Origin of the sequence: Providencia sp. PROV252, from assembly GCF_033676005.1 — a bacterium.
In the GTDB taxonomy this organism is placed as follows: Bacteria; Pseudomonadota; Gammaproteobacteria; order Enterobacterales; family Enterobacteriaceae; genus Providencia; species Providencia vermicola.
On record NZ_CP096294.1, the window covers coordinates 858,031 to 883,097 of the forward strand.

Sequence of the window (25,067 nt, forward strand, 5' to 3'; positions counted from 1 at the left end):
ATAAGGTTTCCAATATTAAAAACATAACAAAAAGCATTTACATCTAAGCCAAGAGAGCAATCATGTTAGATAAAATAGACAAAAAACTGCTTTGTTTATTGCAAAATGACAGTAGCTTATCCCTCAATACACTCGCTGAAGCGGTTAATTTAACCTCTACACCGTGTTGGAAGCGCCTAAAACGTCTCGAAGATGAAGGCTACATTCGTGGACGAGTTACGCTACTTGACGGCGAAAAGCTGGGGTTAGGCTTGACGGTTATCGTAACGATAAAAACTCAGCACCATAATAGTGAGTGGTATGAGCAATTTGTGTCATTTGTTAGTCAGATGCCAGAGGTACTGATGTTTTACCGTATGGCGGGGGAATATGATTACCTGATGCAAGTTGAAGTGCATGATATGAAATCTTATGACCTTTTTTATAAAAAGCTGGTGAATGGTGTTCAGGGTTTAATTGATGTCACTTCAAGCTTTGCGATGGAAAAAATCAAATATACAACAGTGTTACCTATCCCTGATTAGATTGTCGGCAGAAAAGACAATATAAGGCAGCTTAAGGCGTATAAATTAATTAAAATCATTCAAGGCAGCAATACGTGCGATTATTTTCACAACTAAAATGGTATTTTTTAAGTGAATGGCGGCGCTATCTCGGCGCTGTTTGCTTTTTGATTGTCATTGCTATCTTACAGCTCATTCCTCCTCGCATTGTTGGCGTGGTTGTTGATGGGATTAGCAAAGAAACCATGCCGAGAAGTCAACTAGTCAACTACGTCCTGCTAATGTTATTCATTGCATTAATTGTTTATGGCTTGCGATATGTTTGGCGGCTTTGGCTATTTGGAGCCTCTTATAAACTGGCTGTTCAACTACGCCAGAAATTCTATCGCCAATTAAGTCTGCAAAACCAAGCATTTTACCTGAAATATCGTACAGGGGATCTCATCGCTCGTACGACAAATGACGTAGATCGTGTCGTATTTGCAGCAGGGGAAGGGGTGTTAACGCTAGTTGACTCGTTGGTTATGGGATGCGCTGTTTTAATTATGATGAGTGTTGAGATCAGCTGGCAGCTAACCTTACTGGCGTTGATTCCGATGCCAATTATGGCTATCGTCATCAAGCGTTATGGGGATCAGCTTCACCATCGGTTTAAGCATGCCCAAGGCGCATTTTCATCATTAAACAACCATGCACAAGAAAGTTTAACAAGCATTCGCATGATCAAGGCTTTTGGTCTTGAAGACCATCAATCTAACCAGTTTGAGCAAGTGGCGACCGAAGCAGGCCGCCGTAATATGCATGTCGCAAAAATTGATGCGCGTTTTGACCCAACGATATTTATGGCAATCGGCATGGCGAATTTACTCGCTATCGCGGGTGGGAGCTGGATGGTATTAGATGGTTCGCTCACGTTAGGTGAACTCACTAGCTTTATTATGTATTTAGGGCTAATGATTTGGCCAATGTTAGCCCTGGCTTGGATGTTTAATATTGTTGAACGCGGTAGTGCCGCTTATAGCCGAATTTTAAGCTTATTAAATGAGCCACTGGTGATTAACGATGGCTCGCATTCATTGCAACCTGAAAAAGGTGAATTGAGTGTGAACATTAGCGCTTTTAGCTACCCAGAAACAGCTCGAACCTCGCTATACAATGTCCAATTCAACTTAAAACCAGGACAGTTTTTAGGTATTTGTGGGCCGACTGGATCAGGAAAATCCACATTATTAACGTTATTACAGCGACAATTTGATGTGACTGACGGGGACATTTGCTATCAAGGGTTGCCGTTATCTGAAATTAAACTAGATGAATGGCGTGCAAGGTTATCGATTGTGAACCAATCCCCTTTCTTGTTTTCAGATACTGTGGCAGGAAACATTGCTCTTGGCAGACCAGATGCCACGCAAGCTGAAATCGAAGAAGCGGCACGAATTGCCTGTGTGCATGATGATATTTTGCGTTTGCCAGAAGGTTATGAGACGCAAGTGGGTGAGCGAGGCGTTATGCTTTCAGGGGGGCAAAAACAACGTATTTCTATTGCACGGGCAATTTTACAAAACGCAGAAATATTGGTGTTGGATGATTCCCTTTCCGCAGTGGATGGGCAAACAGAATTTACTATATTGCAGAACTTAAGCCACTGGCGACAAGGACGAACGTTAATTATTAGTGCTCATCGGTTATCTGCCTTAGTGGAGGCCGATACTATTTTAGTGCTATCTCAAGGGACAATAACCGCTCAAGGTGAGCATGAATCTCTAATAAGTCAGCCAGGCTGGTATAAAGATATGTATCATTATCAACAAATTGAAGCGGCTTTGGATGGTGAACTATGAGCCAGAAAAAACCACTTTGGCCAGCATTAAAACGGCTTCTCTCCTACGGGAAAATTTACCGTGGCACGATGGGTATTGCTATTGGTATGTTATGGCTAGCTGCAATTGCGGAGGTCAGTGGGCCTCTGCTCGTTAGCTACTTTATTGATAATATGGTGGCTAAAAAAGAAATTATCATGCCACTGACCTTGTATATGGTTATTGGTTTTATATTGCTACAGGTAATTGCTGCGCTACTGCATTATTACCAAATCATTTTATTTAATAAAGCCGCTGTCGGCGTGGTGCAAAACTTGCGTACTGATGTGATGAATGCGGCGCTTCGGCAACCGTTAAGTGCATTTGATAAACAGCCCGTTGGTCAGCTAATTTCTCGCGTTACTAATGATACTGAAGTGATCAAAGACCTTTTTGTTATGGTTGTTCCGACGGTGTTTCGTAGCTTAGCGCTGATTTGCGCCATGTTAGTCGCGATGTTTTCCCTTGAATGGCGAATGGCATCAGTTGCAGTAATGATTTTTCCTGCTGTATTTGTTGTGATGATAGCTTATCAACGTCTAAGCACACCGATTATTCGTCGAGTCCGTTCATATCTTGCGGATATAAATAACGGTTTTAATGAAGTTATTAATGGTATGACGGTGATCCAACAATTTTTGCAGCAAGCTCGGTTTGGCGCAAAAATGCAGGATGTGAGTCAAGAGCATTATAAAGCGAGAATGAAAGCATTAAAGCTGGATGGTTTGTTGCTACGTCCATTACTTAGCTTATTTTCTGCTTCTATCCTGTGTGGTTTACTATTCTTATTTGGCATTGAAGGGACAACAACGATTGGGGTAGGCGTTTTATATGCTTTTATTAATTATTTAGGCCGATTAAATGAACCGCTAATTGAATTAACATCACAGCAATCGATGTTGCAGCAAGCCGTGGTTTCTGGTGAGCGTGTTTTTGAGTTAATGGATAGCCCACAGCAAGGCTATGGCGAAAGCATTGCTCCATTACAAGGTGGCTCAATTACCATTAATCACCTTTCTTTTGCCTATCGCGATGATAAATTAGTTTTGAATGATATTAATCTGCATGTGCCGAATAACCACTTTATTGCGTTGGTTGGTCACACTGGAAGCGGTAAAAGCACGATTGCTAACCTGATTATGGGGTATTACCCATGGCAAAAAGGTGAAATATTGCTGGATGGTCGTGATTTACACACGTTGTCTCACCAAACTTTGCGTAACGGTATTGCGATGGTTCAGCAAGACCCTGTCGTATTAGCGTCTTCATTTTTTGATAATGTGGCATTAGGGCGTGATGTTAGCCAAGGTAAAGTATGGGAAGTGCTTGAAACTGTGCAACTTGCAGGCTTAGTTCGACAGCTTCCGGAGGGTTTAGATACTGTACTTGGCGAGCAAGGAAATACACTGTCTGTTGGGCAGCGGCAGCTATTAGCGATGGCTCGGGTGCTAGTAGTTACGCCTAAAATTCTTATTTTGGATGAAGCAACTGCAAATATTGATTCAGGCACAGAACAAGCGATTCAAAAGGCGTTACGTGTTATTCGTGAAAATACAACGCTGGTGGTAATTGCGCATCGCTTATCAACCATTGTTGATGCTGATGAAGTGATTGTGCTGCATCGTGGTGCAATTGTTGAGAAAGGGACTCACTCGCATCTTTTACAACAAAAAGGGCGTTATTATCAAATGTACCAGTTGCAACAGGTCGGTGAATCCTTAAATGCCCGCTGTGATGCTGGGATTGAGGTTGTAACTAGCTAATTATTCTGCACTATTATAATGCATCCTAGAAAACCACTCATTCGAGTGGTTTTTTATTTTGTTGTTTCTAATTGAATTTAAACAATAAATAGTTTTTGGCATGAGATTTGCTCATAAGTCAGTAGCGCTCATAGAGGATGAGCGTGCTATTGAGATGACTTATAGGAGTGAGAATGAAATATATCATCGTAATCATTAAGCCATTTAAATTAGATGAGGTTCGCGAGGCGTTGTCCGAAATTGGCATTCAAGGGATGACAATGACAGAAGTGCGTGGTTTTGGACGACAAAAAGGGCATGCTGAATTATACCGAGGGGCAGAATATACCGTCGATTTTTTACCTAAAGTGAGAATGGAGATTGCCGTTCCAGATGAGTTAGTCGAGTTAGTCATTGAAACAGTCGAGAGAAAGGCACACACCGGTCAAGTTGGCGATGGAAAAATATTCATTTTGCCACTTGAGCAAGCAGTACGAATTCGTACGGGTGAAAAACAAGATGAAGCACTTTAGGAGAACGGCGATGCGTAAATGGTTTCAATATATATTAATAGCAGCAAGTAGTTTTCCAATGACCGTTTTGGCTTCCCAAGAGGGATTAGATAAAGCAGATAATGCCTTTATGATGATATCCACGGCCTTGGTGATTTTCATGATTGTACCAGGTATTGCTTTGTTTTATGGCGGGTTATTAAGAAGCAAAAACGTACTTTCACTTATGGCACAGACGACAGTAATTCTAGCGTTGGTTTCTGTTATTTGGATTGTTTATGGGTACAGCTTAGCATTTAGTGAGGGGAATGCATTTTTTGGTGGATTTAGCCTTGTGATGTTAAAGGGAATTACAGTGGAAAGCTTATCCGCAACAATTCCGCAGTTTGTTCATGTTGCATTCCAAGGGGCATTTGCATGTTTAACCGTGGCGCTAGTGATCGGAGCTTTAGGCGAGAGGATTAAATTTTCAGCCGTTTTAATTTTTACTGTTATTTGGACCACTTTTGCTTATTTACCTATGGCACATATGGTTTGGGGGGGCGGAATTCTTTCACAAGATGGGGCATTGGATTTTGCGGGAGGAACTGTCGTACATATTAATGCGGCAGTCGCAGGCTTAGTTGGTGCTTACTTACTTGGCCATCGTACAGGGCTTGGTAAAGAGGCGATTAAACCACACAACTTGCCGATGGTATTTATGGGGACATCCATTTTGTTTATTGGTTGGTTTGGATTCAATGCAGGCTCTGCGGGAAGTGCTGATGGTATAGCTGCTTTAGCCTTTGTTAACACCGTTGCAGCGGCTTCTGGTGCGATTTTATCGTGGACATTGGCGGAATGGATTTTTAGGGATAAACCGTCTTTACTTGGTGCTTGCTCGGGTTGCTTAGCTGGACTTGTTGGGGTCACTCCTGCGGCTGGAACTGTTGGCGTTGGCGGCGCATTAATCATTGGGCTGCTTTCAGGGATTGCGGGTTTATGGGGCGTGGTAATATTAAAACGTAAGCTGAGAGTCGATGATGTTTGTGACGTTTTTGGCGTTCATGGTGTCTGCGGTATTTTAGGTTGCTTGCTGACAGGGGTATTTACCTCAAGTTCATTAGGAGGAAGTGGCTTTGCGGAAGGCATCACGATGCTAAAACAGGTCGGTATCCAAGCGTTTAGCATCTTAGTGTGTGTTGTATGGACCGCTGTTGTTGCATTTATTGCTTTTATGGTTGCAGCGAAGACATCAGGGTTAAGAATTGGTGTCGAAAAGGAAAGAGAAGGTTTGGATATTACTTCCCACGGTGAAAGTGCTTATAACTAAGGCTGCCACGTACTTTTATTTATGAATTCAGGATAAAACTGTGTTCTATTCAAATTGATAATGGCAGTATACACAACACTGCCATTACCTTTTTGCTGAGTAAGTAATCACTTACTTTTCAATCGATGTTGTCTAGCGAGGTTGCCTTTGACGTATAACACCTTCTTGCACAGCAGTTGCAACAAGATCACCTTGAGGATTGTAAATTTGCCCTTTCACAAAGCCTCTTCCGCCAGACGCTGATGGGCTTTCGACTGCATAAAGTAACCAATCATCGATTTTAAAAGGGCGATGGAACCACATTGAGTGATCAATGGTCGCGACTTGTAAATCTCTTTCCATAAAACCACGACCGTGGGGCTGTAAAGCGGCAGGTAAAAAATTATAGTCAGAAGCGTAGCCTAATAAATAATGATGTAGTGAAGGTATATTGGGTAATTGCCCTTTAGCTTTAAACCAAATATAGCGGAATGGCTCTTGAGGTGGCGCATCAAATGGGCTGTAGAATTCAACTGGTCTAAATTCGAAAGGGTTAGGCCTTAAGGCATATTTTTTGACGGCTTCAGGCAATTTATCGGCCAATGCTTGCACAATATCATCTTGAGAAATTAATTGAGAAGGAGGTGGAACGTCAGGCATCAAGTTTTGATGTGAATATCCATCTTCTTGGGTTTGAAATGAAGCCGTCATAAAGAATATTGGTTGGCCATTTTGAATGGCACTGACACGGCGTGCACTAAAACTTCCACCATCACGTAAAATTTCCACGTCGTACACAATAGGGCGAGAGCTATCGCCAGGACGTAAGAAATAACTGTGAAAAGAGTTAATAAAGCGATCTTCAGGAAGCGTTTGTTCAGCGGCATACATGGCTTGCCCAACAACTTGACCACCAAAAACTTGTGGTAAACCAAGGTCTTCGCTTTGCCCTCTGAAAATACCTTCTTCAATTTTTTCTAGTTCAATGAGGCTAATTAAGTTCTGTAATTCTGGGCTCATAATTACCTTAATACCGTTAAAAATAATGAGATGTCGGTATTTTCCCATTATTTTACCAAAATAGGTAGATAGATTGTGTAAGGGTAAACTAACGCTTACTTGCAGTTACAATTTGAAATATTATTTTGTTATTTTATTCAAATTGGTTATACTTTTTTCAATTCCCACATCAAAAAAAGATTCTCCAATTTCAAGTTTTTTAAATATGTTATTAAACATTGCCTTATAGGTCATAATTATGATGTTCTTACGCTACTTAGTTAGCTTTATATTTGTTTTTTCTTTAATCGGCTGTGAAGGGAATAACACGAAGCCAGGTGAAAAAACACTGAATAGTAAAACTAGCCATAACAACCAAACTGTTGATTCAGGAAAAATCGAAGGGCGTGTTGTGATTGTGCAGAGCTCTGTTATACCTGCAGGTGCGGTTATGACTGTTACGCTTGCAGATACTTCAATAACGGATTTGCCTGCGCTTATTTTGTCTCAAAAATACTATGATTCATTCAATAATCGCCCGACCATACCTTTTGAGTTAACTTATCATAAAAATGAGGTAAGGCCTGAAGGTAAACTGACTGTGAATGCAACGGTTAATGCTGATGGAAAGCTGCTTTATATCACGGATTCTGTGGTTGAAGTGATTAATAATGGTGTCACCAAAAATATTGAATTATTAATGGTGCCTGCCAATTAACGTTATTTTTATCGCACCTAATTTTTCGATTTTACGGTTAATAGGTTGTCTTTTTTGTGTAATAAATCAGCACTTAGCCGCAGTATTCTTGCTATTTAAACGGCGATCGAGCATAATGCATTTGCTTCGAAAGAAGCATTCAATGGGGGCTCTGTTGGTTCTCCCGCAACGCTAACTTGTTAACTTGGTCAGGTCCGGAAGGAAGCAGCCATAGCAGGGGTCGTGTGTGCCGGGATGTCGCTGGCAGGGCTCCCACCCAAAATTTCATTTCTTACTTTATCCTTTAATATTATTTAAATACATTCAACCCAGTGCTAATAACTAATAAAGTTACCTTTAATTTATTTAACATTTAAATTTTATATAAGTGTTAAGGTGGTTTTGTGTTTTTAAATAATGCCTAATATATAAATAGAACAAAGTTAAAAATATCGCATTAATTGTTAAAATGAGTTGCTTTTTAAGTTTGAGAGGAAAATAAACAGCGTAAAAGGGGTATTAGCATTAAAATAATGCCAATAATTGTGTTTGAATAATAATGAGTTCAGCCGATAAATGTTGTTACCGGCTATAACCATTTACTATCTGTGCGTGTTTCTAAGATATTATCTAACAAATTTCCAAACAGAAGCTGGAATTTTATCGTAGAGTTTATTCATTGTCAGTTCAGCAAGGCGATGATCTGCTGCTGAGTAGAACAATTCCAATTCATCATCAGATAATTCATACTTGTTTTTTTCAATCACTCGCTCAAGTGTTTCAATTGTTGTGCATTTTCTTAAACGCATCAGATAATCAGATTTGGTCATAACGCCCTTTCTTTTATGAGAAATAACTCGGTAATATACAATATGATAGTTAGACTAAAGATAAATAAAGCCTTTAAGTTTTGCTGGTTAGACATTTTAGATCGTCATCCAGCACAGCGACAAGGTTTTGATTCATTGTTTCCCAATCAATAATTTCACTCAATGTGATGACAGGGCTACCAAATAAATCGTAAGTCTCATCGAGATATTCTTCGATTAATGAAATAACAAGATTTTCTTTTGGATATTTGATTTTAAATCGCCAAACAAATGCTGCGATGTGCTCTATGAGTTCATTAAGCGCCGCGCTTTGGTCAGAGCTTAAGTCATTAATCCAATGTGTATTTGTTTGTTGTAAACTTAAAATAGCGTCCCGATTCAGACTATTACATAAGTATTTAAGTTCTGCTATATCATGTCTTTTGGGTGAGTATTCATCCATAATCACCTCCGCAGGCGAATCTGACGTTTGCTATGTATCTTTTTATATCAATAATACAGCCATAATAACTAATTAAAAGCACTTATGTTCAATGTAAAAACATGGGTTGTTAATATATTGAAAAATATAAGGTTATTATAAAAACATTGAATGTTTGAAGGTTTATACTATTAACATAAGTAATATTCAAATACAGACTAGCAGTGAAAACCGCCTCAGTGTAAGAGCAATAATATCACTATTATGACATAAGTCACCCTCTATTAACCACTTTTTTCTACTTTAGAGGGGATACGGGATTTTCTGACTAAACACAATTTTATAGTGTATTTAAATCACCCGTGTATTTTAAATACAATCAGAGATGAAAGTTGACATAAGACATCTTATAAAAAGTATTACTCCATTCAGAGTATTTAAATAGTTTTATTCAACCTATTAGATGAGGTATTTAAAAACCTTCACAAAATGAAGTAAAGGTTTTTAAATTAGGTTGCAACTTAGAGATAGAGATTTAATGTAACGCCAGGTTTCAGGTCTGCCATTTTGACTCCAGAGTTCCAAGTCATTAAATCATTCAGCTTGATCCCGTGGCGTTTTGCAATACTGTAATAAGAATCACCCTTGCGAACTTTGTACACTGTGCTTTTACGACTATTAGCGACTGGTGCGGCACCTGAAACTTTGAGCATTTGGCCTGGTTTAATCACGCTAGCTGTTTTAAGGCCATTTAGCTTCTGAATGTTTTTCGCTGTCGTATTGAATTTTTGAGCAATACTGGCGATAGATTCACCTTTGCGGACTTTATACGTGGTGACCTTGGCACGATTTTGGCGAGCCGTTGAAATCGCTGTTGGTTGTGTTATTGCTTTAATTTGTTGATTTTGCACAGTGGCAAGGCGAATTGTTTCTAAAACCTCTTGGTCTGTTAGTGAGGTTTTAAATTGCTCTGCTTTTGCAGTAGGCAACATAATATAGTGTGGCCCTGTGGGAGATGTAATCCCTCGGGTATAACCAGAGTTGTAGGTTTTGACGGATTCAACTGTTAACCCTGCCAGCTCAGCCGCTTGGGATAAGGTAATTTGTTGACCGACATCCACTTGTGTTAGTGCTCTATTTTTATTGCTTGTCGGTAAATTAACTTGATACTGCTCTGGATTTTTTAATACTTTACTTAGTGCTAAAATTTTAGGGACATACTGTTTAGTTTCTTTCGGTAATGATAGTGACCAAAAGTCAGTTGGAAGGCCAGCTGCTTCGTTCTTTTTAATCGCGTTTTGCACACAACCTTCACCGCAGTTATAAGCCGCTAAAGTGAGTGCCCAATCATGGCCGAACATCACATTTAGGTTCTCGAGTAAATCAAATGCAGCATTGGTAGATGAAAGAACATCTCTGCGCTCATCAACCCATTGAGTTTGTTTTAACCCATAAGAGCGGGCTGTGATTGGCACTATTTGCCACAAGCCAGCGGCTTGTGCTGGGGAGGTCGCTTTGGGATTAAATGAACTTTCAATAATTGGGATTAAAGCGAGTTCCATCGGGAGGTTACGTTCATTAATTTCGTCTACGATGAGGTACATATAAGGCTCAGCCCTTAATGCCACATCGTAGACAAAACTTTGTTTATTCATATAACTGTTGGCCATTTCCCTAATTTGTGGGTTATCAGGGATGTCCATTTTTAATTCATCACTAATATAGCCCCATAAGTCATAATCAACTTTAGATTGTTGTCGACTAGCCGCTTGGTTATGTGAAGCAATGGTTTCAATTGTATGATTTACTGTGGGTTTATTCTGCTTAACTTTTTTCGGGGTAGTTTGGCATCCAGCCAGCAGAACAATGGCGATAAGCGTCGCGATTATCTTCATTTTTTCTATTGTTCTTCATTTTAATGTTTAAAAGTCGAACAATAATACTTACCCCACCCCGATATGACAATCAATAAACTTCAATATTGGTCTTTTAATTGACGTAACAGGGTAAAAACGGCCCTCAAAGGTGGATTTTGCATATTAATTTGCAATTTTTTCTGTAATTGCTGATTATCACACTGAAGAAAAATATTTATCTTTTTCTCTGTTTTCAATGTGGTAGGTACTGTAGGTTGATGTTTGTCACGCATTTGCGTTATCTTTTGTAAATATTGTGTAATTGCTTCATTTTCAGGCCAAATATGATGCGCAAACTTTAGATTTGATAAAGTATATTCGTGGGCGCAACAAATGAGAGTGTCATCGGGCAGGGCAGCAATTTTCTGAATAGATTGATACATTTGTTCTGGCGTACCTTCAAAAATACGGCCGCAGCCTGCGGAAAATAAAGTATCACCGCAGAATAAATAAGGTGCTTGATAGAAACCAATATGGTCAGTGGTATGCCCAGATAAAGAGATAACCTGGAAGTTGAAGTGATTGACGACGACGTTATCGCCATCTGCAACTAATTCAGTAGCGCCTTTATCTGCGGTTTCTTTTGAACCAAATACAGGTAACGTTGTAAATTTGTTTAAAATATCTTCCACACCACCGGTATGATCATTATGGTGATGGGTTAATAAGATGGCGACAGGGGTTAAGTGCCTCTGGGTGATTATTTCGAGCACAGCCTCTGCCTCCGCAGGGTCAACGATGATACACTGTTTTTGGTTATCTGCTAAAACCCAAATATAGTTATCATTTAAAGCGGGGACTCGAATTAACTCCATAATGACCTCGAAAACTGTTTAATAGGGGAATGTCATGAAGCCTGCGCGTATTGATAAAAAAATTCAAATGCCCGTTAGTTGGTCTGATATTCCTTTTGGCGAACAATACCAGCAAGCCCTGGAAAACCAGCTTCGTCCTTGGTGGCCGAAAATGTTTGGTTTTCATCTCCTTAAGTTAGGGCATTTAAGCACTGAAATCCATACCGAAGAATGTCTAATCTCCCATCAATTCAATGTGGGGGAGAACGACCCCCGCTTTAACCTTATTGCGCAGCCCGATGCTTTACCTTTTACAGCAAAGTCGATTGATGCTTGTTTAGTCTCACATTGTTTAGCATATAGCCATGATCCACATTGGCTATTGAGAGAGGTTGACCGCGTATTAATCGATGATGGTTGGCTGATTTTTACAGGGTTTAATCCATTTAGCCTCGCAGGGTTAGCAAAGTTAGTTCCTGTTTTACGTAAAAGACAGCCTTATTGTAGCCGTTTCTTTCCATCGGTTAGGGTATTTGATTGGCTGAGTCTATTAAATTATGAAGTGTTATATCATCGGAATTGCCACGTAATTCCATGGATGAGCCCGCAGCGGTGGATCAATAAAAGCGGTGGTGGAATTGGTGTGCTTAGTGTCATCGTGGCGAGAAAACGAACATACCCGCTCACGCCAACACCATTAAAATTCAAACAACCGAAAATGAAAATTGGCACCGCATTAGGGGCAGCAAAAGAGTTAAGTAAACGCACGAAAAAGCCAAGTGCTTAGTCTTTTGCGGGTTGATATCCAGTGTCTTCTTTTGTTGGAGATGATGCAGCTTCGCGTGCTAACTCATCACATTTTTCATTTTCAGGGTGGCCTGCATGGCCTTTCACCCAGCGCCAATCAATCGTGTGGGGTTGGATTGCTTCATCAAGACGTTTCCATAAGTCCACATTAACGACTGGGGATTTATCGGCTTTTCGCCATTGCTTACGTTTCCAGCCATGGATCCATTGAGTAATACCTTGGCGAACATATTGGCTATCTGTGGTTAGGATGATATCACATGGTCTTTTGAGGGACTCAAGGGCAACAATGGCAGCAAGCAGCTCCATGCGATTGTTAGTCGTCATAAAATAGCCGTCACTGAGCGTTTTTTCATGTTGTTGATAACGAAGGACAACACCGTATCCACCTGGTCCTGGATTACCCAAACAGGAACCATCCGTGAAAATTTCTACCTGCTTTGTCATTTCTGGTACACTCTATAATATTCATTCACCTCTAGTTTGACACAAAATACCATTATGAGCACGGCGATAACCCGACAAATTGTCCTCGATACTGAAACAACAGGTATGAATAAGCTTGGTGTTCATTATGAAGGCCATAACATTATTGAAATTGGCGCGGTTGAAGTCATTAACCGACGCTTAACTGGTCGTAATTTCCATGTTTATATCAAACCGAATCGTTTAGTGGATCCTGAAGCTTTTGAGGTTCATGGGATCAGTGATGAATTTTTACAAGATAAACCCGTCTTTGCTGACATTGCTGATGAGTTTCTTGAATTTATTCGAGGGGCAGAATTAGTTATTCACAATGCGCCCTTCGATATCGGTTTTATGGATTATGAGTTCCGTAAACTCAATAGAGGGATCCCACCCACAGCCGATTTTTGTACTATCACGGATAGTTTGGTGTTGGCACGAAAGTTATTTCCAGGTAAGCGCAATAACTTAGATGCCTTATGTGACCGTTATTTAATTGATAACTCTAAACGTACGTTGCACGGCGCTTTACTCGATGCTGAAATTTTATCAGACGTGTATCTTGCGATGACGGGGGGGCAAACGTCGTTATCATTCTCGATGGATGCCGAATCAGCAAATAATGAGCAAGCATATGAAATTCAACGTATTGAACGACCTTCAAGTGGTTTAACTGTGTTATATGCTTCTGATGAAGAACTTATTGCTCATGAAGCTCGCCTTGATATTGTTGATAAGAAAGGTGGAAAACCTTGCCTTTGGCGGCAGTCTGATGAAGAAGAAACTTTGCATTAGTTTTGAGTGGTTTTTGCTAAGCGTAATAAAGGTGCGGTGATTTATCCTATTATTTGGGCTAAAAACTGTTCAACTGCGCGATTTTTCAAGAAAAAGTATTGACTGCTTAATGAAGTGTTCGTAATATGCATGGCGTTCCCAACAGGGAACATTCGGAGCGGTAGTTCAGTTGGTTAGAATACCTGCCTGTCACGCAGGGGGTCGCGGGTTCGAGTCCCGTCCGTTCCGCCAAACATTGAAGCCCTGAGCATTTGCTCGGGGCTTTTTTTTATCTTTTTTATGCGAATTCTACTTTGCATTTTATCGTAATTTGCCCTTCACATAAATTTTGTTTCATTAATTCATATCGTAACAAATTGGTGTTATACGCATAGAATGCGTTTATTGTTTTTGTATATGACGATTTTGCAACGCATACTGCTAGTAAGGCTCATATTTTTGATTTCGAACAGTAACACATTTTATTTCATTATTAATATAATGACGGTAATTAGGTGCTTTTTTATGCGTTATTGTGACGATTAAAAAATGTTTTTTTTTATATCATTGATGAACTATTTCAGTTTGAAATGTTATTCTAACAATCATTCTCATTTTTATAATGCTTAGAAAAGTTGAAAAGTAAAGAGTACATTTTCCTTTCCCAAAGATAAACTTGGCGTACTCGATCTTAACACTAGATATTGAATTTTTTTTAGGTGAAAAACCTTAATACTCGTATTTGGTGTTAAATCTCCATTCAAATAATACATTCCATGCCAATTTGTAACAAAATGAAAATGCCTATTAAATTAGGTGTCTCTAATATATATTTAAAAAAATAAGTAATTATATCTATAACTTAATTCGCGCATATTAAAAACAAAATAACAACATTTAAAATTAATCTATTAATCACATAGTTACTTATTAATTTAATACTCTGATTACGTGTTTTTTGTTGTTTTTAGATAGGGAAATGTTGCAGAAAAAATATTTTGATAGCCGTGGGCTATTAGTTTTTTGTTTTTTAATAGTTTTAAACATTTTTACACGATTTTGTATCCATTTATATTATTAAGAACAAATTAGTTACGAATAATTAATTTTTGAATTATTTAATCAAAAATATAAATATATTAATAATTAGCTTTTATAGAGTTATACGAATTATTTCACCGTTGGGAAAGTTTTGGAAATGCTTATGGAATCAAATAAGTTAAGTTATTATGCTGGTTTTTTCTTACGAAAATCTAGACGAGAAAAAAATCTAACTGGTAAGCAATTAGCAAAGTTAATGCGTGTAAGTCAGCAACAAATTTCTCGTTATGAAACAGGTAAAACACCGTTAACCTTAGATCAATTACATCAGCTATTATCTCTACTCGATAAAAGTTGGGTTGACCTTATTCTCTTTGTTCAAAATGAAAAAGAGAATGAGAATAATTTAAAAAACGAAATAGAAGAAAAGGAAAGCTATTCATTAGGTCGGTATTTAATGGATTTTGTATCTAGTAAAGAATAATAATTATATTACGTTAATTAAAGAACAGTGGTCAGATTATATTTTATAAAAAACACAAGAAAGTGTTTTTTATACTATGTAATTTTCTATTTGTTATATTTTGAATATTAATTAGAGAGAACAATATGTTTAATAAAAAAATGGCATCTGTATTATTATCTGGGATTATTGCTGCTTCTTTTGCTACTGTTGCAAATGCAGATACGCGTACTGCTCAAGCGACAGCAACATGGCAAGCAACTGCAATTAAAGACACAACAAGTATGTTAGTTGTTACCCCACTTAAAAGTTTGACTTTTAATTACGCTGAAGGACAAAAAAGCTTTAACCAGCAAAACGGTGCATTTGATATTGCTATCCAAGGCCAAGCAGGTGCAACTGATTTTAAATTAACATCAAAAATTATTGCAAATACCTTAGCAAGAACAACTGATGATTCTACATTAGAAGTTGGTGTTAAATGGAATGGTGCAGATTTAGACTCGACTACTGATACAACTTTAATTGATGTCGCACAAGGTATCACTTCAGGTTTAGACAACTTAGCTGCAAATGGCTCTTGGGATGTTTCAGACCGTTCAACAGACCGCGGTGAGTTTACTTTCGTTATTGCTAACGCGAAAGCAGCTGGTGTAGACGCAGAATTTAAAGATTTAGCTGATGGTGTTTGGGATGGTGATGTAAAAATTCAGTTTACAGCAAACTGGGAAGGTAGCTTCACTACTCCATAAGTTAGATCGTTAATTAAATAATAAATTTTATATTACGATAAAGAGAATATAAGGATGTTGATCTTTATCGTTTTCTATTTGAGTTTTTATAATGAATAAAATCACATTTACAGTTATTTTATTATCCATGTTACCGTTAAAAAATAGTTTTGCCGTTAACGTTGGTAATATTACGGAAATTATTTCTTCAGGTGAAGAAACCTTAGCAAAAGAAATTGAAAATACTGTTGATGCGGCAAGATTGGTTAACTTAAGTATTGAAAAGATAGACTCTCCACTTGAGGGTGGAAAGGTTATCCCTATTAACGATCCTAACGAAATACTGTCAACACCAGCGAACATTATACTTCCAGGCAAATCACGAGATATTTTTAAAATTATCTATCAAGGCCCGAAAGACGAACAGGAACGTTACTACCGGTTAAACTGGACAGATGACCCAATTAGTGAAAGCGGAATGACTAAAAGTACCAAGTCAGCGTCTGCAACGACATCCGCAACAATAAGTACAATTTTAGTCGTAGCACCAAGGATTGAAAGTTTTAAATATAATTATGATAAAAATAAAATAGCTAATTTAGGGAATAGCTCTTTTCGGGTTGTTGCATCAGGCCCTTGCTTAACCGAAAAGTTAAAATATGGCGCAGAAGGTATTTGTCGTGAACGTTATTATCTCTTACCTAATTTAGCCGTTAACCTTCAGTTGGTTGATATAAATAATAAAAAAACAAGTATTGGTATTTGGCACAAAGGGGAGTTTATTGTTGTCAAATAATTAGGGTTAGGTCTTAATTATGCGTAAAAGTGTTATCGCGTTATCAATAATGAGCTTTATTTTTTCAAGTACTCTTTATGCTAAAGATATTAAGCGAATTAAAATTGGTGGGTATGTTATTCCTCCTGCTTTTGTTTTGGCTTTAGAGGAAGGAATGTCGGTGCCTGTGTTTCTACGTTTAAAATCAGATGATGGGAAAAATCAAAGTGAAGATAAAATTGCAGATGCCATCATCATTATAGCTGAAGGGAAGATTAAACTTGCCAATATTCATTTTATCGACACAAATAAAGGCCCCAAAATACAACCTTTGCTGATTGAAAGTTTAGAACAAAAAAAAGATGTTTTCTTTAATGAGCTTAATAATATTGTCGTTGATAAAAATGCAGTGCTGCAATTGAATATTGCTTCGTTTAATTTATCTCTCGATGTTAATAAAGAAGCGATTGCCGCTAATGAAAAAGTCAGACAGTTTGCATTAGGTGATTCTTCCGTTGACACTTTTTCGACGGTTGCGAACTATGATCTCGGTATTTTTGAAAGTCAGGTAAAAAAAGGAAAAAATTCATCAAGCAGCTATTTTAACTTAGACACGTTATTTGCGATTGCAGAGCACCATATAAACGTGAATGCATCAGCATACAGTATTGGTAAATCGAACTCTGATATTGAGCTTTATCGGGCAATGTATGAGCGTGACTTTAATGGCCTACGTTTTGCCATCGGGTTAATGAGTACGTGGAACTTGCAGTCTATTGCGAGTTTAACAACCTTAAATCGCAGTAAAATATATGCGGCATCTATTGGAAATAATGCTTCAAGTGTCGTAGTCAATAAAAAATACTCCCTGACACCAATTTATGTCTTTTTAAATAGTCCAGGCGAAGTACGAATTTATCGTGATGAAAAATTATTAAATATCCAGAACTTTCCAATGGGAAGTTATGAAGTGGATACCAGTATTTTGCCCTTTGGTATTTATGACGTAATGATTGAAACTGTTGTTGATGGCAAAATTGTGACATCACAGCGTCAAACAATTAATAAGTCATTTAGTTCAAGTGGTGCTGATTTTGACAAGCTTAGCTGGGAAGTTTATGGCGGATATATCGATTTTGATAAAAAACGTTATGTCAGAGGGAAACAAGCAGAACGCCAACCATTAGAAAAAAGTTATTTGTTCGGGGCGTCTGTTGCAAAAAATTTCCCAGTGTTGTCTGGGATAAATTTTCAAATGTCGAACTACGGTTATGACAATTATTTAATTAATGAAAGCAGTATTAACCTTTCATTGAACCAATATGTCTCAATTTCTTGGCAAGGTATGGTGGAGAATCATGGCAGCTTTAGGAATATTGCGACAGTATCAACCAGTGTGCCAGACGGCTATGGCTCTGTTTGGGCTTCGAAAGAAAAAGCGGTTATTAAAGGTGACCTGCCTATTTATGATTCAAATAGCGAATCTTATGGTGCGACGTTGAACCTTGATAAGCTTGTTGACCGAGCAGGGTCATTTACCATTAGCAGTACAACAGATAAACGTATTGGTAGTGATTCAATTAACTATGAATATTCAAATACACTATTTTCAGGCCGCTATGGCACGATTGGATTAAGAACAGGCGTCCAGCGTTACCATTATGATGACCAAAAAAGCCTGAATGAAAAATTTATCAGTCTTGATTTTTCATTACCGTTATCAACATGGTTAAGTACAGGTCTATCTTCAAGTAATGGCAATATGAAAGCCAATATTTATGCAAATAAACGTTTCGAAGATTCTGTTATTACCGATATCGGGGGATCTGTTTCTAAATTAGTGCGCGATAAAAATAATGGAGAGTCTGATTTCTCAACGATGGGTTATGCCTCCTACGAAACGAAATATAACTCAGGGATGCTAACGGTTAATCGACCTGATAATCAAAGATTGAATGGTAACTTTACATCTCGTGGTTCGTTAGCCTATAGCGATGGAACCATTATGCCCAGCGGGCAACAAGGGAAGTCGGGCGTCATCATTAATTCGGATATTTATGGGGCAGGGAGTATGACCGCTCGAGTTAATGGGCAAAGTTACCCAATTAGTGGAAAAAATACGTTTATCCCTTTATCACCTTATTCAGACTATGACATTCAATTAATGAATGATGAGAAGTCTAAAGACAGTTTTGACATTGTGTCTGGGCGAAATAAGTCTGTCACTTTATACCCTGGGAATATTGCTATCTATAAACCAGAAGTTAGGCAGTTAGTAACGGTATTTGGCCGTTTGAAATCCCCTAATGGTGAATTTATTAAATATGCGTCTATTCGTAATCATATTGGTCGTACGAAAACGGATCACAATGGTGAGTTTTCAATGGATGTTGATGTGCGATATCCCGTTATTTCTCTTTTACAAGAGGATGAGCAAACTATATGCGAAGCTGATTTAAATTTAGAAGGTGCTCGAGGCGCGTTGTGGCTAGGCGATGTGACTTGCGACCCGCAGCGTACAGTCGCATTAAGGCAATGAGAATTTTATGATGATTAAACCGATTTCTTTTCTGTCTCTTAGTAGCATGATATTCAGTGCTTTATTCAGTTCAACGGTGGGTGCCGTTGCACTGAGTAATTCCATTGTTTTTGTTGAGAATGGTGTGGATGATGAATATTTTGTCACACCGAGGTCGTTAGACCCCCGCTTTACTGGCGCAAATAAATTTTCTCGTTATTCAGCAAAAAACCAAGAAAGTTTAGGGTATATGGGCTACACCAATACTTCGATTCGAGCAAATCAGAATGTGGATATTTGGTTTGAAAATTCCCCTATTGATGGCCCATTTATCGGCAACCGTTGTATGCGTAATTATTGCAACCGAGATACAGGTTATTGGCCTGCACAATACGTTGGTCGAAATGGTGCATATAAAATTGTGCAGGACAATACATTGGGAGAAGGGGCATACGCGCGAGGTATTTTTAGCGAATCAACCTATCAATATTTTAGACAGATGGCTGTTGGGGCGGTTGAAACCTACAGTTATCGTGCATGCATGACCGACTTGGATTATGACCCAGCGAAAGGGGAAAGTTGCCAAAGTGTTGGCGGGCGAATTATTGCATCCCACGAATTTACGATTACTAAATCTGCCCATATTAAGCTCAGCTCTACTGGGGCAATGCAAGAGGTTTACATTGACAGCAATGGGAACCCAAGCTTAGGCCCTGGCGAACAATTTTGCCGAATTGGCGTTGTCGCTAATGTCAATGGCTTGATTTGCCAAGTTGTAAAACACGAGACATCAGGGGATGTTTTTGCCAATGTTATATTGAGTTTAAAAGTTAACTCAACGCTGATCCCATTTACTGTTGCGGGCGCATCAATAAAAATTGGGCCTGATGATGGCTCGAATATTTGGCGTAATTATAATTCAACATATGCTGCCAATACGTATTTTAAAAGTTCGAATCAGTATGTTTCTATCTTTTTTTCCAATACGTTCTTTAAGCAGTTAATAACGAATAATGTGGATTTTACCAATAGCCAAGACTTTTTTACCTTTTCGTTTACTAACCCCGCAGCGGCGCCGCAGTCAGGGTATTATGAATTTACGCCATCAAACCAGCTAGTGATAAAACCACGCGATTATAGTATCAGTATTGTGCCTGCGGATTATATTCCAAACCCGTCAAAGACAGGAAAGATTGGCCCAGAAGAACCGCCGATTGAGTTTAACTATATTGTGACGACCAGTGGGCCTCGGCAGGCTGACTCTATTACCGCAAGAGTAGAAGGCCCAACGGTAAATGTGAATGGTCAAAACTTTTGTCTGTTCAGTTCAGACGATGATAAATTCCGCGTGCCATTCTCGGCTTATTTATCATTTAAAAATGCTTCAGGTACAGAGGAATCTTATCGTTCAAGTTGTGATGGCACAGAAATATCGATGAATGACGCCTTATGGGCAGAAACGCCGTGGGATATCCCTAACCAAGATTTAGGCTCCTTCTATCGAACCTATCTAGATTTACGTTTTCCGATGAATGACTCTAATTCGTTGTTTACTTTGGATGGCATTGATTGGTTAGGAACGGTATCGGCCAGTGGAACCGTTGTTGTGAAAGCGATTTGGACGGGGCCTGATGTGCATCTATAAGCATGAATTGATGGTGTTATTGAAAAATAGTATGAGAAGAATAAACACAAAAAAAATTTTCGGCTTTGTATTATTTGGGGCGATATTTTCATTCTTTGGTCAGGCGCATGCACTGTATTTGAGCTCAGATATTTCAGCACTTGAGCCGAATAAAAGTTTTTTTTCGAAGGCCTACATCAATGATACAAAAAAGGTGAATTTATATACATTTAGTGCCTATCAAATAGATAAACCAGATATTCAAGAGCAGGGAAAGCCAATAGAAGATGGCGAAATTATTTTTACGCCCTTAAAGAAAATCTTATTACCTGGCGAGCAAGAGTATTTTAAAATTTTTTATCGAGGTAAAGAAGATAATCAAGAACGGTATTATAAAATTGTAATTAGTGAAACATCACTTGATGTCGAAAACGATCTCGCACAAAAACAACAATCGTTATTTTATCCAACAGTGAGTTTAGAAACTTACTTTGTCGTTAGACCGAAAAATATTAATTTCCAATATGCTATGGATGCTAATGAGGGAGTGTTAAAAAATACAGGGAATACTTATTTCAGGGTATTGGTTCACGAAAGCTGTGAGGTAAAAGATGATGAGCAGCCATTGGTTCTCAATCTGTTACCACAACAAGAGTTTCGCCATAATATTCTAAAGAAAAAAAGCCGTAAGTATATTGTTATATTTGATAAATACCATTCTATAGGCAACTGCGATTAGCCTGTTTAAAGTTTCATATTATATGATTAGCCAGTAATGCTTATTGTTACTGGTTTTTTTTTAATTCAGGTTACACATTGTTTTTTGATAATAGCTAACATATTTCATTTTAATGCTCAGCATGAAGATTATGTGAGAATTAATTTTTATCTAATCATTAGATTCTCATTTGAATTTAATATCGTGTGCTTTTCTTTATCTGATAATTCAGGAGGAAAATAATTATGGCATTAAATAGTGAATTAAAAAATTATTTAGAATCTACGATTAATACCGTAAATTTACCTGAAACCCCTTATTTTAAAGCATTATGTGCAGGTGAATTATCTCAAGAGCAATTTGTAGAAACGCAAAATGAGTTCGCGACAATGGTTTTTTTCTTTAGTCGCCCAATGGCACAAATTATCGCAAACGTTCCTGATGCAATACCGCGTATTGCCATTGTCGAAAATCTTTGGGAAGAACATGGGCAAGGAATTAAAGAAAATGTTCATGGTAATACGATCTTAACATTAATCTCTCGTCTTGGTGGTGATACTGCCAAAATCAATATTCACCAGCCGCCATTGAATGCGCGTATTTTTAACGAAACAATCCGTAGTGTTTCTTCGTTCTCAGATTACCGCTTTGCATCAGCGGTATATGCAGGTATTGAGCGTACATTTGTTGATGCATCAACTCTCATTTATGAAGCAATCAAGAACCATGGTTGGCTTGAGGAGAGCCAAATTACCCACTATGGATTACATAAAGAAATTGATATTGAACATGCTGAAGATTTTTTGAAAGTGGTCAATGAAAATTGGCTTGAACCAGAGGCTCAAGATTTAATTAAAGAGGGGATTAAATTTGGGAGTCATTTACTGACAAACGCTTATACAAGCTTCTATTACAGTTTATCGTAATCCGAGAGCTATTTTCTGCAATTTTATTTTCAAATAAGGTGCGAATTATCGCACCTTATTTGCTATTTTTGTTATTGGAAGGCGTGTTTTTACGTAAACTCAAACAAAAATATTCGGGCATATTGAGGCACTTTTTTGCTTAAAACTTTGTCAATTATCACTAATGTGGCAGCTAAATGTGCTAGATGCATAAATCACCTTGATCCCAGACAGTGAACTCAGGTTTAATAAGGTTAGTCACTTGCGCAAAAATGTAAGCCTTAAGGGATATTTTGCGCAATGGAATGGATTCAGCTTTGCGGCAGTTCAATTTATTAGCGATCTGCTGCCATGAACATAGCAAATATTGCGGTATGGGTAGAATTGGGTTACTTTCAATCGCTCTATTCGTGAAATGCTCAATTTCTTGTTGATACGCTATGGTCCTTAGAAAAAGGAACATGGGGTGATGTATCGGTAAATTGGTGTTTTTCGTTATAGCGAAATCAAAGTAGCACTATCCGTATTGCGTTGTAAAAATTGGTTTAAGTACGTTTTTATCCTACCTGGAGTATACTGATGACGACTCGTAAAACCCTTGCTAATGCTATCCGCTTTCTAAGTATGGATGCGGTTCAAAAAGCAAAATCAGGGCATCCTGGCGCGCCAATGGGCATGGCTGATATTGCTGAAGTACTGTGGCGTGACCATATGAATCATAACCCAGCAAACCCACACTGGGCGGATCGTGACCGTTTTGTGCTGTCAAACGGCCATGGTTCAATGCTGATTTATAGCTTGCTGCACCTCACTGGTTATGACTTATCTATCGAAGAGTTAAAAAACTTCCGCCAATTACATTCTAAAACACCGGGCCACCCAGAATATGGCTATACTCCAGGTGTTGAAACAACAACGGGTCCTTTAGGTCAAGGTATCGCAAACGCAGTCGGCTTTGCGATTGCAGAGCGCACATTAGCGGCGCAATTCAACCGTCCTGGCCATGATGTTGTTGATCACCACACTTATGTCTTCATGGGTGATGGTTGTATGATGGAAGGTATCTCGCACGAAGCATGTTCTTTAGCGGGTACACTGAAATTAAATAAACTGATCGCATTCTATGATGACAACGGCATCTCTATTGATGGTGAAGTTGAAGGTTGGTTTACTGATGATACCGCTGCGCGCTTTGAGTCTTATGGCTGGCATGTTATTCGTGACATCGATGGTCACGATGCATCGCAAATCAATGCTGCCGTCAATGAAGCGAAAAAAGCAGATAAACCAACGCTGATTATGTGCAAAACCATCATTGGTTTTGGCTCACCAAATAAAGCGGGTTCTGAATCTGTTCACGGTGCGCCATTAGGTGATGCTGAAATTGCAGCAACACGTGAAGCACTGGGCTGGAAATTCGGTCCTTTCGAAATTCCACAAGATATCTATGACGCTTGGGATGCGCGTAAAGCAGGCGAAGCGAAACAAAAAGCGTGGGATGAGAAATTTGCAGCTTATGCGGCGAACTTCCCTGAACTAGCGGCTGAATTTACCCGTCGTATGAACGGTGAATTACCTGCAAACTTTGATGCAGAAGCGAAAAAATTCGTTGAAACACTGCAACAAAACCCTGCCAATATTGCTAGCCGTAAAGCATCACAAAATGCATTGGAAGCTTTCGGTAAAGTATTACCTGAGTTTATGGGCGGTTCTGCTGACTTAGCACCAAGTAACTTAACCATGTGGTCAGGCTCTAAAGCACTGAACGTAGACCCTGCGGGTAACTACATCCATTACGGTGTACGTGAATTTGGTATGTCTGCTATCATGAATGGTATCGCATTACATGGCGGTTTCATTCCTTACGGTGCAACCTTCCTGATGTTCGTTGAATACGCGCGTAATGCTGTGCGTATGGCTGCGCTGATGAAAATTCGTAGCATCTTTGTTTACACTCACGACTCTATCGGTCTGGGTGAAGATGGCCCAACTCACCAACCTGTTGAGCAACTGGCAAGCCTGCGTGTGACGCCAAACGTCAGCACATGGCGTCCGTGCGACCAAGTTGAGTCTGCGGTTGCATGGAAATATGCAGTTGAGCGTAAAGATGGCCCAAGTGCACTGATTTTCTCTCGTCAGAACTTAGAGCAGCAACCTCGCACCGCTGAGCAATTAGCGAATATCGAGAAAGGGGCTTACATTCTGAAAGATAGCGCAGGCACCCCTGAGCTTATCTTTATCGCAACAGGTTCTGAAGTTGAGTTGGCAGTGAAAGCCGCAGACCAACTAACTGCCGAAGGCCGCAAAGTTCGCGTTGTTTCAATGCCATCTACGGATGCATTTGATAAACAAGATGCTGCGTACCGTGAAGCTGTTTTACCTGCAAATGTTAGCGCTCGTGTGGCTATCGAAGCGGGTATTGCAGACTACTGGTTCAAATACACGGGTTTAAACGGTGCTATCATCGGTATGCATACCTTCGGTGAATCTGCGCCAGCGGAAGAACTGTACAAAGAGTTCGGCATCACCGTAGAAAAAGCAGTTGAAGCAGCGAAATCTCTTCTGAAATAAGTAAGTTAATGATGGGGTATTCATGCGTTGAATGCCCTGTATGTGCTTATTTTGCTGAACAACGCCTAGCTAATCGTTAGGCGTTGTTTTTTTGTGCACTAATCAATGATT

The 25,067-nt window shown here is 38.9% G+C and carries 22 protein-coding genes, 1 tRNA gene and 1 other RNA gene; 18 read left to right on the forward strand and 6 right to left on the reverse strand.

The genetic code is table 11. The annotated features are described in order from the left end of the window. Window positions 1–62: 62 nt before the first annotated feature. From M1F05_RS03685 to amtB, 5 genes are all read left to right on the forward strand, one after another. A complete protein-coding gene (locus tag M1F05_RS03685) occupies window positions 63–524 on the forward strand; it encodes an Lrp/AsnC family transcriptional regulator (protein ID WP_206084610.1) in 462 nt (153 codons plus the stop codon). 74 nt (window positions 525–598) lie between these two features. After that, on the forward strand, window positions 599–2,344 hold the full coding sequence (locus tag M1F05_RS03690) for a SmdA family multidrug ABC transporter permease/ATP-binding protein (protein WP_206084611.1): 1,746 nt from the start codon (window positions 599–601) through the stop codon (window positions 2,342–2,344). After that, window positions 2,341–4,125, forward strand: coding sequence for a SmdB family multidrug efflux ABC transporter permease/ATP-binding protein (locus tag M1F05_RS03695; RefSeq protein WP_206084613.1), 1,785 nt, complete (start codon window positions 2,341–2,343; stop codon window positions 4,123–4,125). Before M1F05_RS03690 ends, M1F05_RS03695 begins: the two co-directional genes overlap by 4 nt. Before the next feature lie 173 nt (window positions 4,126–4,298). Next, a complete protein-coding gene (locus tag M1F05_RS03700) occupies window positions 4,299–4,637 on the forward strand; it encodes a P-II family nitrogen regulator (protein WP_206084614.1) in 339 nt (112 codons plus the stop codon). 10 nt (window positions 4,638–4,647) lie between these two features. Then, window positions 4,648–5,928: an ammonium transporter AmtB gene (gene amtB, locus M1F05_RS03705; protein WP_206084616.1), complete on the forward strand. Its 1,281-nt coding sequence runs from the start codon at window positions 4,648–4,650 to the stop codon at window positions 5,926–5,928. Window positions 5,929–6,060: 132 nt separating this feature from the next. Here amtB and tesB read toward each other — a convergent pair whose 3' ends face one another. After that, window positions 6,061–6,927, reverse strand: coding sequence for an acyl-CoA thioesterase II (gene tesB / locus M1F05_RS03710; protein ID WP_206084617.1), 867 nt, complete (start codon window positions 6,925–6,927; stop codon window positions 6,061–6,063). A gap of 238 nt (window positions 6,928–7,165) precedes the next feature. Between tesB and M1F05_RS03715 the strand changes: the two genes are divergently transcribed. Further along, window positions 7,166–7,624 carry a YbaY family lipoprotein gene (locus M1F05_RS03715; protein ID WP_206084618.1) on the forward strand — a complete coding sequence of 153 codons (459 nt, stop codon included), beginning with the start codon at window positions 7,166–7,168 and terminating at the stop codon, window positions 7,622–7,624. A gap of 152 nt (window positions 7,625–7,776) precedes the next feature. Further along, an RNA gene (gene ffs / locus M1F05_RS03720) (signal recognition particle sRNA small type) lies at window positions 7,777–7,873 on the forward strand. Window positions 7,874–8,229: 356 nt separating this feature from the next. Here ffs and M1F05_RS03725 read toward each other — a convergent pair. The 4 genes from M1F05_RS03725 to gloB form a co-directional block, all read right to left on the reverse strand. Further along, entirely contained in the window at window positions 8,230–8,433 is a 204-nt protein-coding gene (locus M1F05_RS03725; protein ID WP_004905417.1) for an HHA domain-containing protein, read from the reverse strand. A gap of 73 nt (window positions 8,434–8,506) precedes the next feature. Continuing rightward, the gene (gene tomB / locus M1F05_RS03730; protein ID WP_225820328.1) at window positions 8,507–8,875 is read right to left on the reverse strand and encodes an Hha toxicity modulator TomB; all 369 of its coding nucleotides are present in this window, start codon (window positions 8,873–8,875) and stop codon (window positions 8,507–8,509) included. A gap of 500 nt (window positions 8,876–9,375) precedes the next feature. Then, the gene (mltD, locus tag M1F05_RS03735) at window positions 9,376–10,749 is read right to left on the reverse strand and encodes a murein transglycosylase D (protein ID WP_206084622.1); all 1,374 of its coding nucleotides are present in this window, start codon (window positions 10,747–10,749) and stop codon (window positions 9,376–9,378) included. An 80-nt stretch (window positions 10,750–10,829) separates the two neighbouring features. Then, window positions 10,830–11,585 (reverse strand): hydroxyacylglutathione hydrolase, encoded by a 756-nt coding sequence (gloB, locus tag M1F05_RS03740; RefSeq protein WP_206084624.1) that lies wholly within the window; start codon window positions 11,583–11,585, stop codon window positions 10,830–10,832. 34 nt (window positions 11,586–11,619) lie between these two features. On the opposite strand from gloB, the gene M1F05_RS03745 reads away from it, so the two are divergent. Continuing rightward, window positions 11,620–12,351 (forward strand): class I SAM-dependent methyltransferase, encoded by a 732-nt coding sequence (locus M1F05_RS03745; RefSeq protein WP_318825972.1) that lies wholly within the window; start codon window positions 11,620–11,622, stop codon window positions 12,349–12,351. Here M1F05_RS03745 and rnhA read toward each other — a convergent pair. Beyond that, window positions 12,348–12,818, reverse strand: a complete 471-nt coding sequence (gene rnhA / locus M1F05_RS03750; protein ID WP_206084630.1) for a ribonuclease HI — start codon at window positions 12,816–12,818, stop codon at window positions 12,348–12,350. The genes M1F05_RS03745 and rnhA overlap by 4 nt on opposite strands. 54 nt (window positions 12,819–12,872) lie before the next feature. On the opposite strand from rnhA, the gene dnaQ reads away from it, so the two are divergent. From dnaQ to tkt, 10 genes are all read left to right on the forward strand, one after another. Continuing rightward, window positions 12,873–13,631: a DNA polymerase III subunit epsilon gene (dnaQ, locus tag M1F05_RS03755; protein WP_206084632.1), complete on the forward strand. Its 759-nt coding sequence runs from the start codon at window positions 12,873–12,875 to the stop codon at window positions 13,629–13,631. Between the two features lie 154 nt (window positions 13,632–13,785). Next, window positions 13,786–13,862: transfer RNA gene (locus tag M1F05_RS03760), tRNA-Asp, on the forward strand. Window positions 13,863–14,814: 952 nt separating this feature from the next. Next, on the forward strand, window positions 14,815–15,135 hold the full coding sequence (locus M1F05_RS03765; RefSeq protein ID WP_206084634.1) for a helix-turn-helix domain-containing protein: 321 nt from the start codon (window positions 14,815–14,817) through the stop codon (window positions 15,133–15,135). Window positions 15,136–15,260: 125 nt separating this feature from the next. After that, window positions 15,261–15,866 carry a common pilus major fimbrillin subunit EcpA gene (gene ecpA / locus M1F05_RS03770; RefSeq protein WP_206084636.1) on the forward strand — a complete coding sequence of 202 codons (606 nt, stop codon included), beginning with the start codon at window positions 15,261–15,263 and terminating at the stop codon, window positions 15,864–15,866. A gap of 91 nt (window positions 15,867–15,957) precedes the next feature. After that, the gene (locus tag M1F05_RS03775; RefSeq protein ID WP_206084638.1) at window positions 15,958–16,641 is read left to right on the forward strand and encodes a hypothetical protein; all 684 of its coding nucleotides are present in this window, start codon (window positions 15,958–15,960) and stop codon (window positions 16,639–16,641) included. 19 nt (window positions 16,642–16,660) lie between these two features. Further along, on the forward strand, window positions 16,661–19,159 hold the full coding sequence (locus M1F05_RS03780) for a TcfC E-set like domain-containing protein (RefSeq protein ID WP_206084641.1): 2,499 nt from the start codon (window positions 16,661–16,663) through the stop codon (window positions 19,157–19,159). Window positions 19,160–19,166: 7 nt separating this feature from the next. After that, entirely contained in the window at window positions 19,167–20,783 is a 1,617-nt protein-coding gene (locus M1F05_RS03785; protein ID WP_241017468.1) for a fimbrial protein, read from the forward strand. Between the two features lie 31 nt (window positions 20,784–20,814). Beyond that, the gene (locus M1F05_RS03790; protein ID WP_206084646.1) at window positions 20,815–21,501 is read left to right on the forward strand and encodes a fimbrial protein; all 687 of its coding nucleotides are present in this window, start codon (window positions 20,815–20,817) and stop codon (window positions 21,499–21,501) included. A 224-nt stretch (window positions 21,502–21,725) separates the two neighbouring features. Next, entirely contained in the window at window positions 21,726–22,406 is a 681-nt protein-coding gene (locus M1F05_RS03795) for a TenA family transcriptional regulator (protein ID WP_206084647.1), read from the forward strand. Between the two features lie 558 nt (window positions 22,407–22,964). Beyond that, a complete protein-coding gene (gene tkt / locus M1F05_RS03800; protein WP_206084648.1) occupies window positions 22,965–24,956 on the forward strand; it encodes a transketolase in 1,992 nt (663 codons plus the stop codon). Window positions 24,957–25,067: the final 111 nt, after the last annotated feature.

What these genes read in the sequence shown, in the direction of transcription:
- M1F05_RS03685 (WP_206084610.1), top strand. Translation starts at nt 63, where the DNA reads ATGTTAGATAAAATAGACAAAAAACTGCTTTGTTTATTGCAAAATGAC.
- M1F05_RS03695 (WP_206084613.1), top strand. Translation starts at nt 2,341, where the DNA reads ATGAGCCAGAAAAAACCACTTTGGCCAGCATTAAAACGGCTTCTCTCC.
- M1F05_RS03700 (WP_206084614.1), top strand. Translation starts at nt 4,299, where the DNA reads ATGAAATATATCATCGTAATCATTAAGCCATTTAAATTAGATGAGGTT.
- amtB (WP_206084616.1), top strand. Translation starts at nt 4,648, where the DNA reads ATGCGTAAATGGTTTCAATATATATTAATAGCAGCAAGTAGTTTTCCA.
- tesB (WP_206084617.1), bottom strand. Translation starts at nt 6,927, where the DNA reads ATGAGCCCAGAATTACAGAACTTAATTAGCCTCATTGAACTAGAAAAA.
- M1F05_RS03715 (WP_206084618.1), top strand. Translation starts at nt 7,166, where the DNA reads ATGATGTTCTTACGCTACTTAGTTAGCTTTATATTTGTTTTTTCTTTA.
- M1F05_RS03725 (WP_004905417.1), bottom strand. Translation starts at nt 8,433, where the DNA reads ATGACCAAATCTGATTATCTGATGCGTTTAAGAAAATGCACAACAATT.
- tomB (WP_225820328.1), bottom strand. Translation starts at nt 8,875, where the DNA reads ATGGATGAATACTCACCCAAAAGACATGATATAGCAGAACTTAAATAC.
- mltD (WP_206084622.1), bottom strand. Translation starts at nt 10,749, where the DNA reads ATGAAGATAATCGCGACGCTTATCGCCATTGTTCTGCTGGCTGGATGC.
- gloB (WP_206084624.1), bottom strand. Translation starts at nt 11,585, where the DNA reads ATGGAGTTAATTCGAGTCCCCGCTTTAAATGATAACTATATTTGGGTT.
- M1F05_RS03745 (WP_318825972.1), top strand. Translation starts at nt 11,620, where the DNA reads ATGAAGCCTGCGCGTATTGATAAAAAAATTCAAATGCCCGTTAGTTGG.
- rnhA (WP_206084630.1), bottom strand. Translation starts at nt 12,818, where the DNA reads ATGACAAAGCAGGTAGAAATTTTCACGGATGGTTCCTGTTTGGGTAAT.
- dnaQ (WP_206084632.1), top strand. Translation starts at nt 12,873, where the DNA reads ATGAGCACGGCGATAACCCGACAAATTGTCCTCGATACTGAAACAACA.
- M1F05_RS03765 (WP_206084634.1), top strand. Translation starts at nt 14,815, where the DNA reads ATGGAATCAAATAAGTTAAGTTATTATGCTGGTTTTTTCTTACGAAAA.
- ecpA (WP_206084636.1), top strand. Translation starts at nt 15,261, where the DNA reads ATGTTTAATAAAAAAATGGCATCTGTATTATTATCTGGGATTATTGCT.
- M1F05_RS03775 (WP_206084638.1), top strand. Translation starts at nt 15,958, where the DNA reads ATGAATAAAATCACATTTACAGTTATTTTATTATCCATGTTACCGTTA.
- M1F05_RS03780 (WP_206084641.1), top strand. Translation starts at nt 16,661, where the DNA reads ATGCGTAAAAGTGTTATCGCGTTATCAATAATGAGCTTTATTTTTTCA.
- M1F05_RS03785 (WP_241017468.1), top strand. Translation starts at nt 19,167, where the DNA reads ATGATGATTAAACCGATTTCTTTTCTGTCTCTTAGTAGCATGATATTC.
- M1F05_RS03790 (WP_206084646.1), top strand. Translation starts at nt 20,815, where the DNA reads ATGAGAAGAATAAACACAAAAAAAATTTTCGGCTTTGTATTATTTGGG.
- M1F05_RS03795 (WP_206084647.1), top strand. Translation starts at nt 21,726, where the DNA reads ATGGCATTAAATAGTGAATTAAAAAATTATTTAGAATCTACGATTAAT.
- tkt (WP_206084648.1), top strand. Translation starts at nt 22,965, where the DNA reads ATGACGACTCGTAAAACCCTTGCTAATGCTATCCGCTTTCTAAGTATG.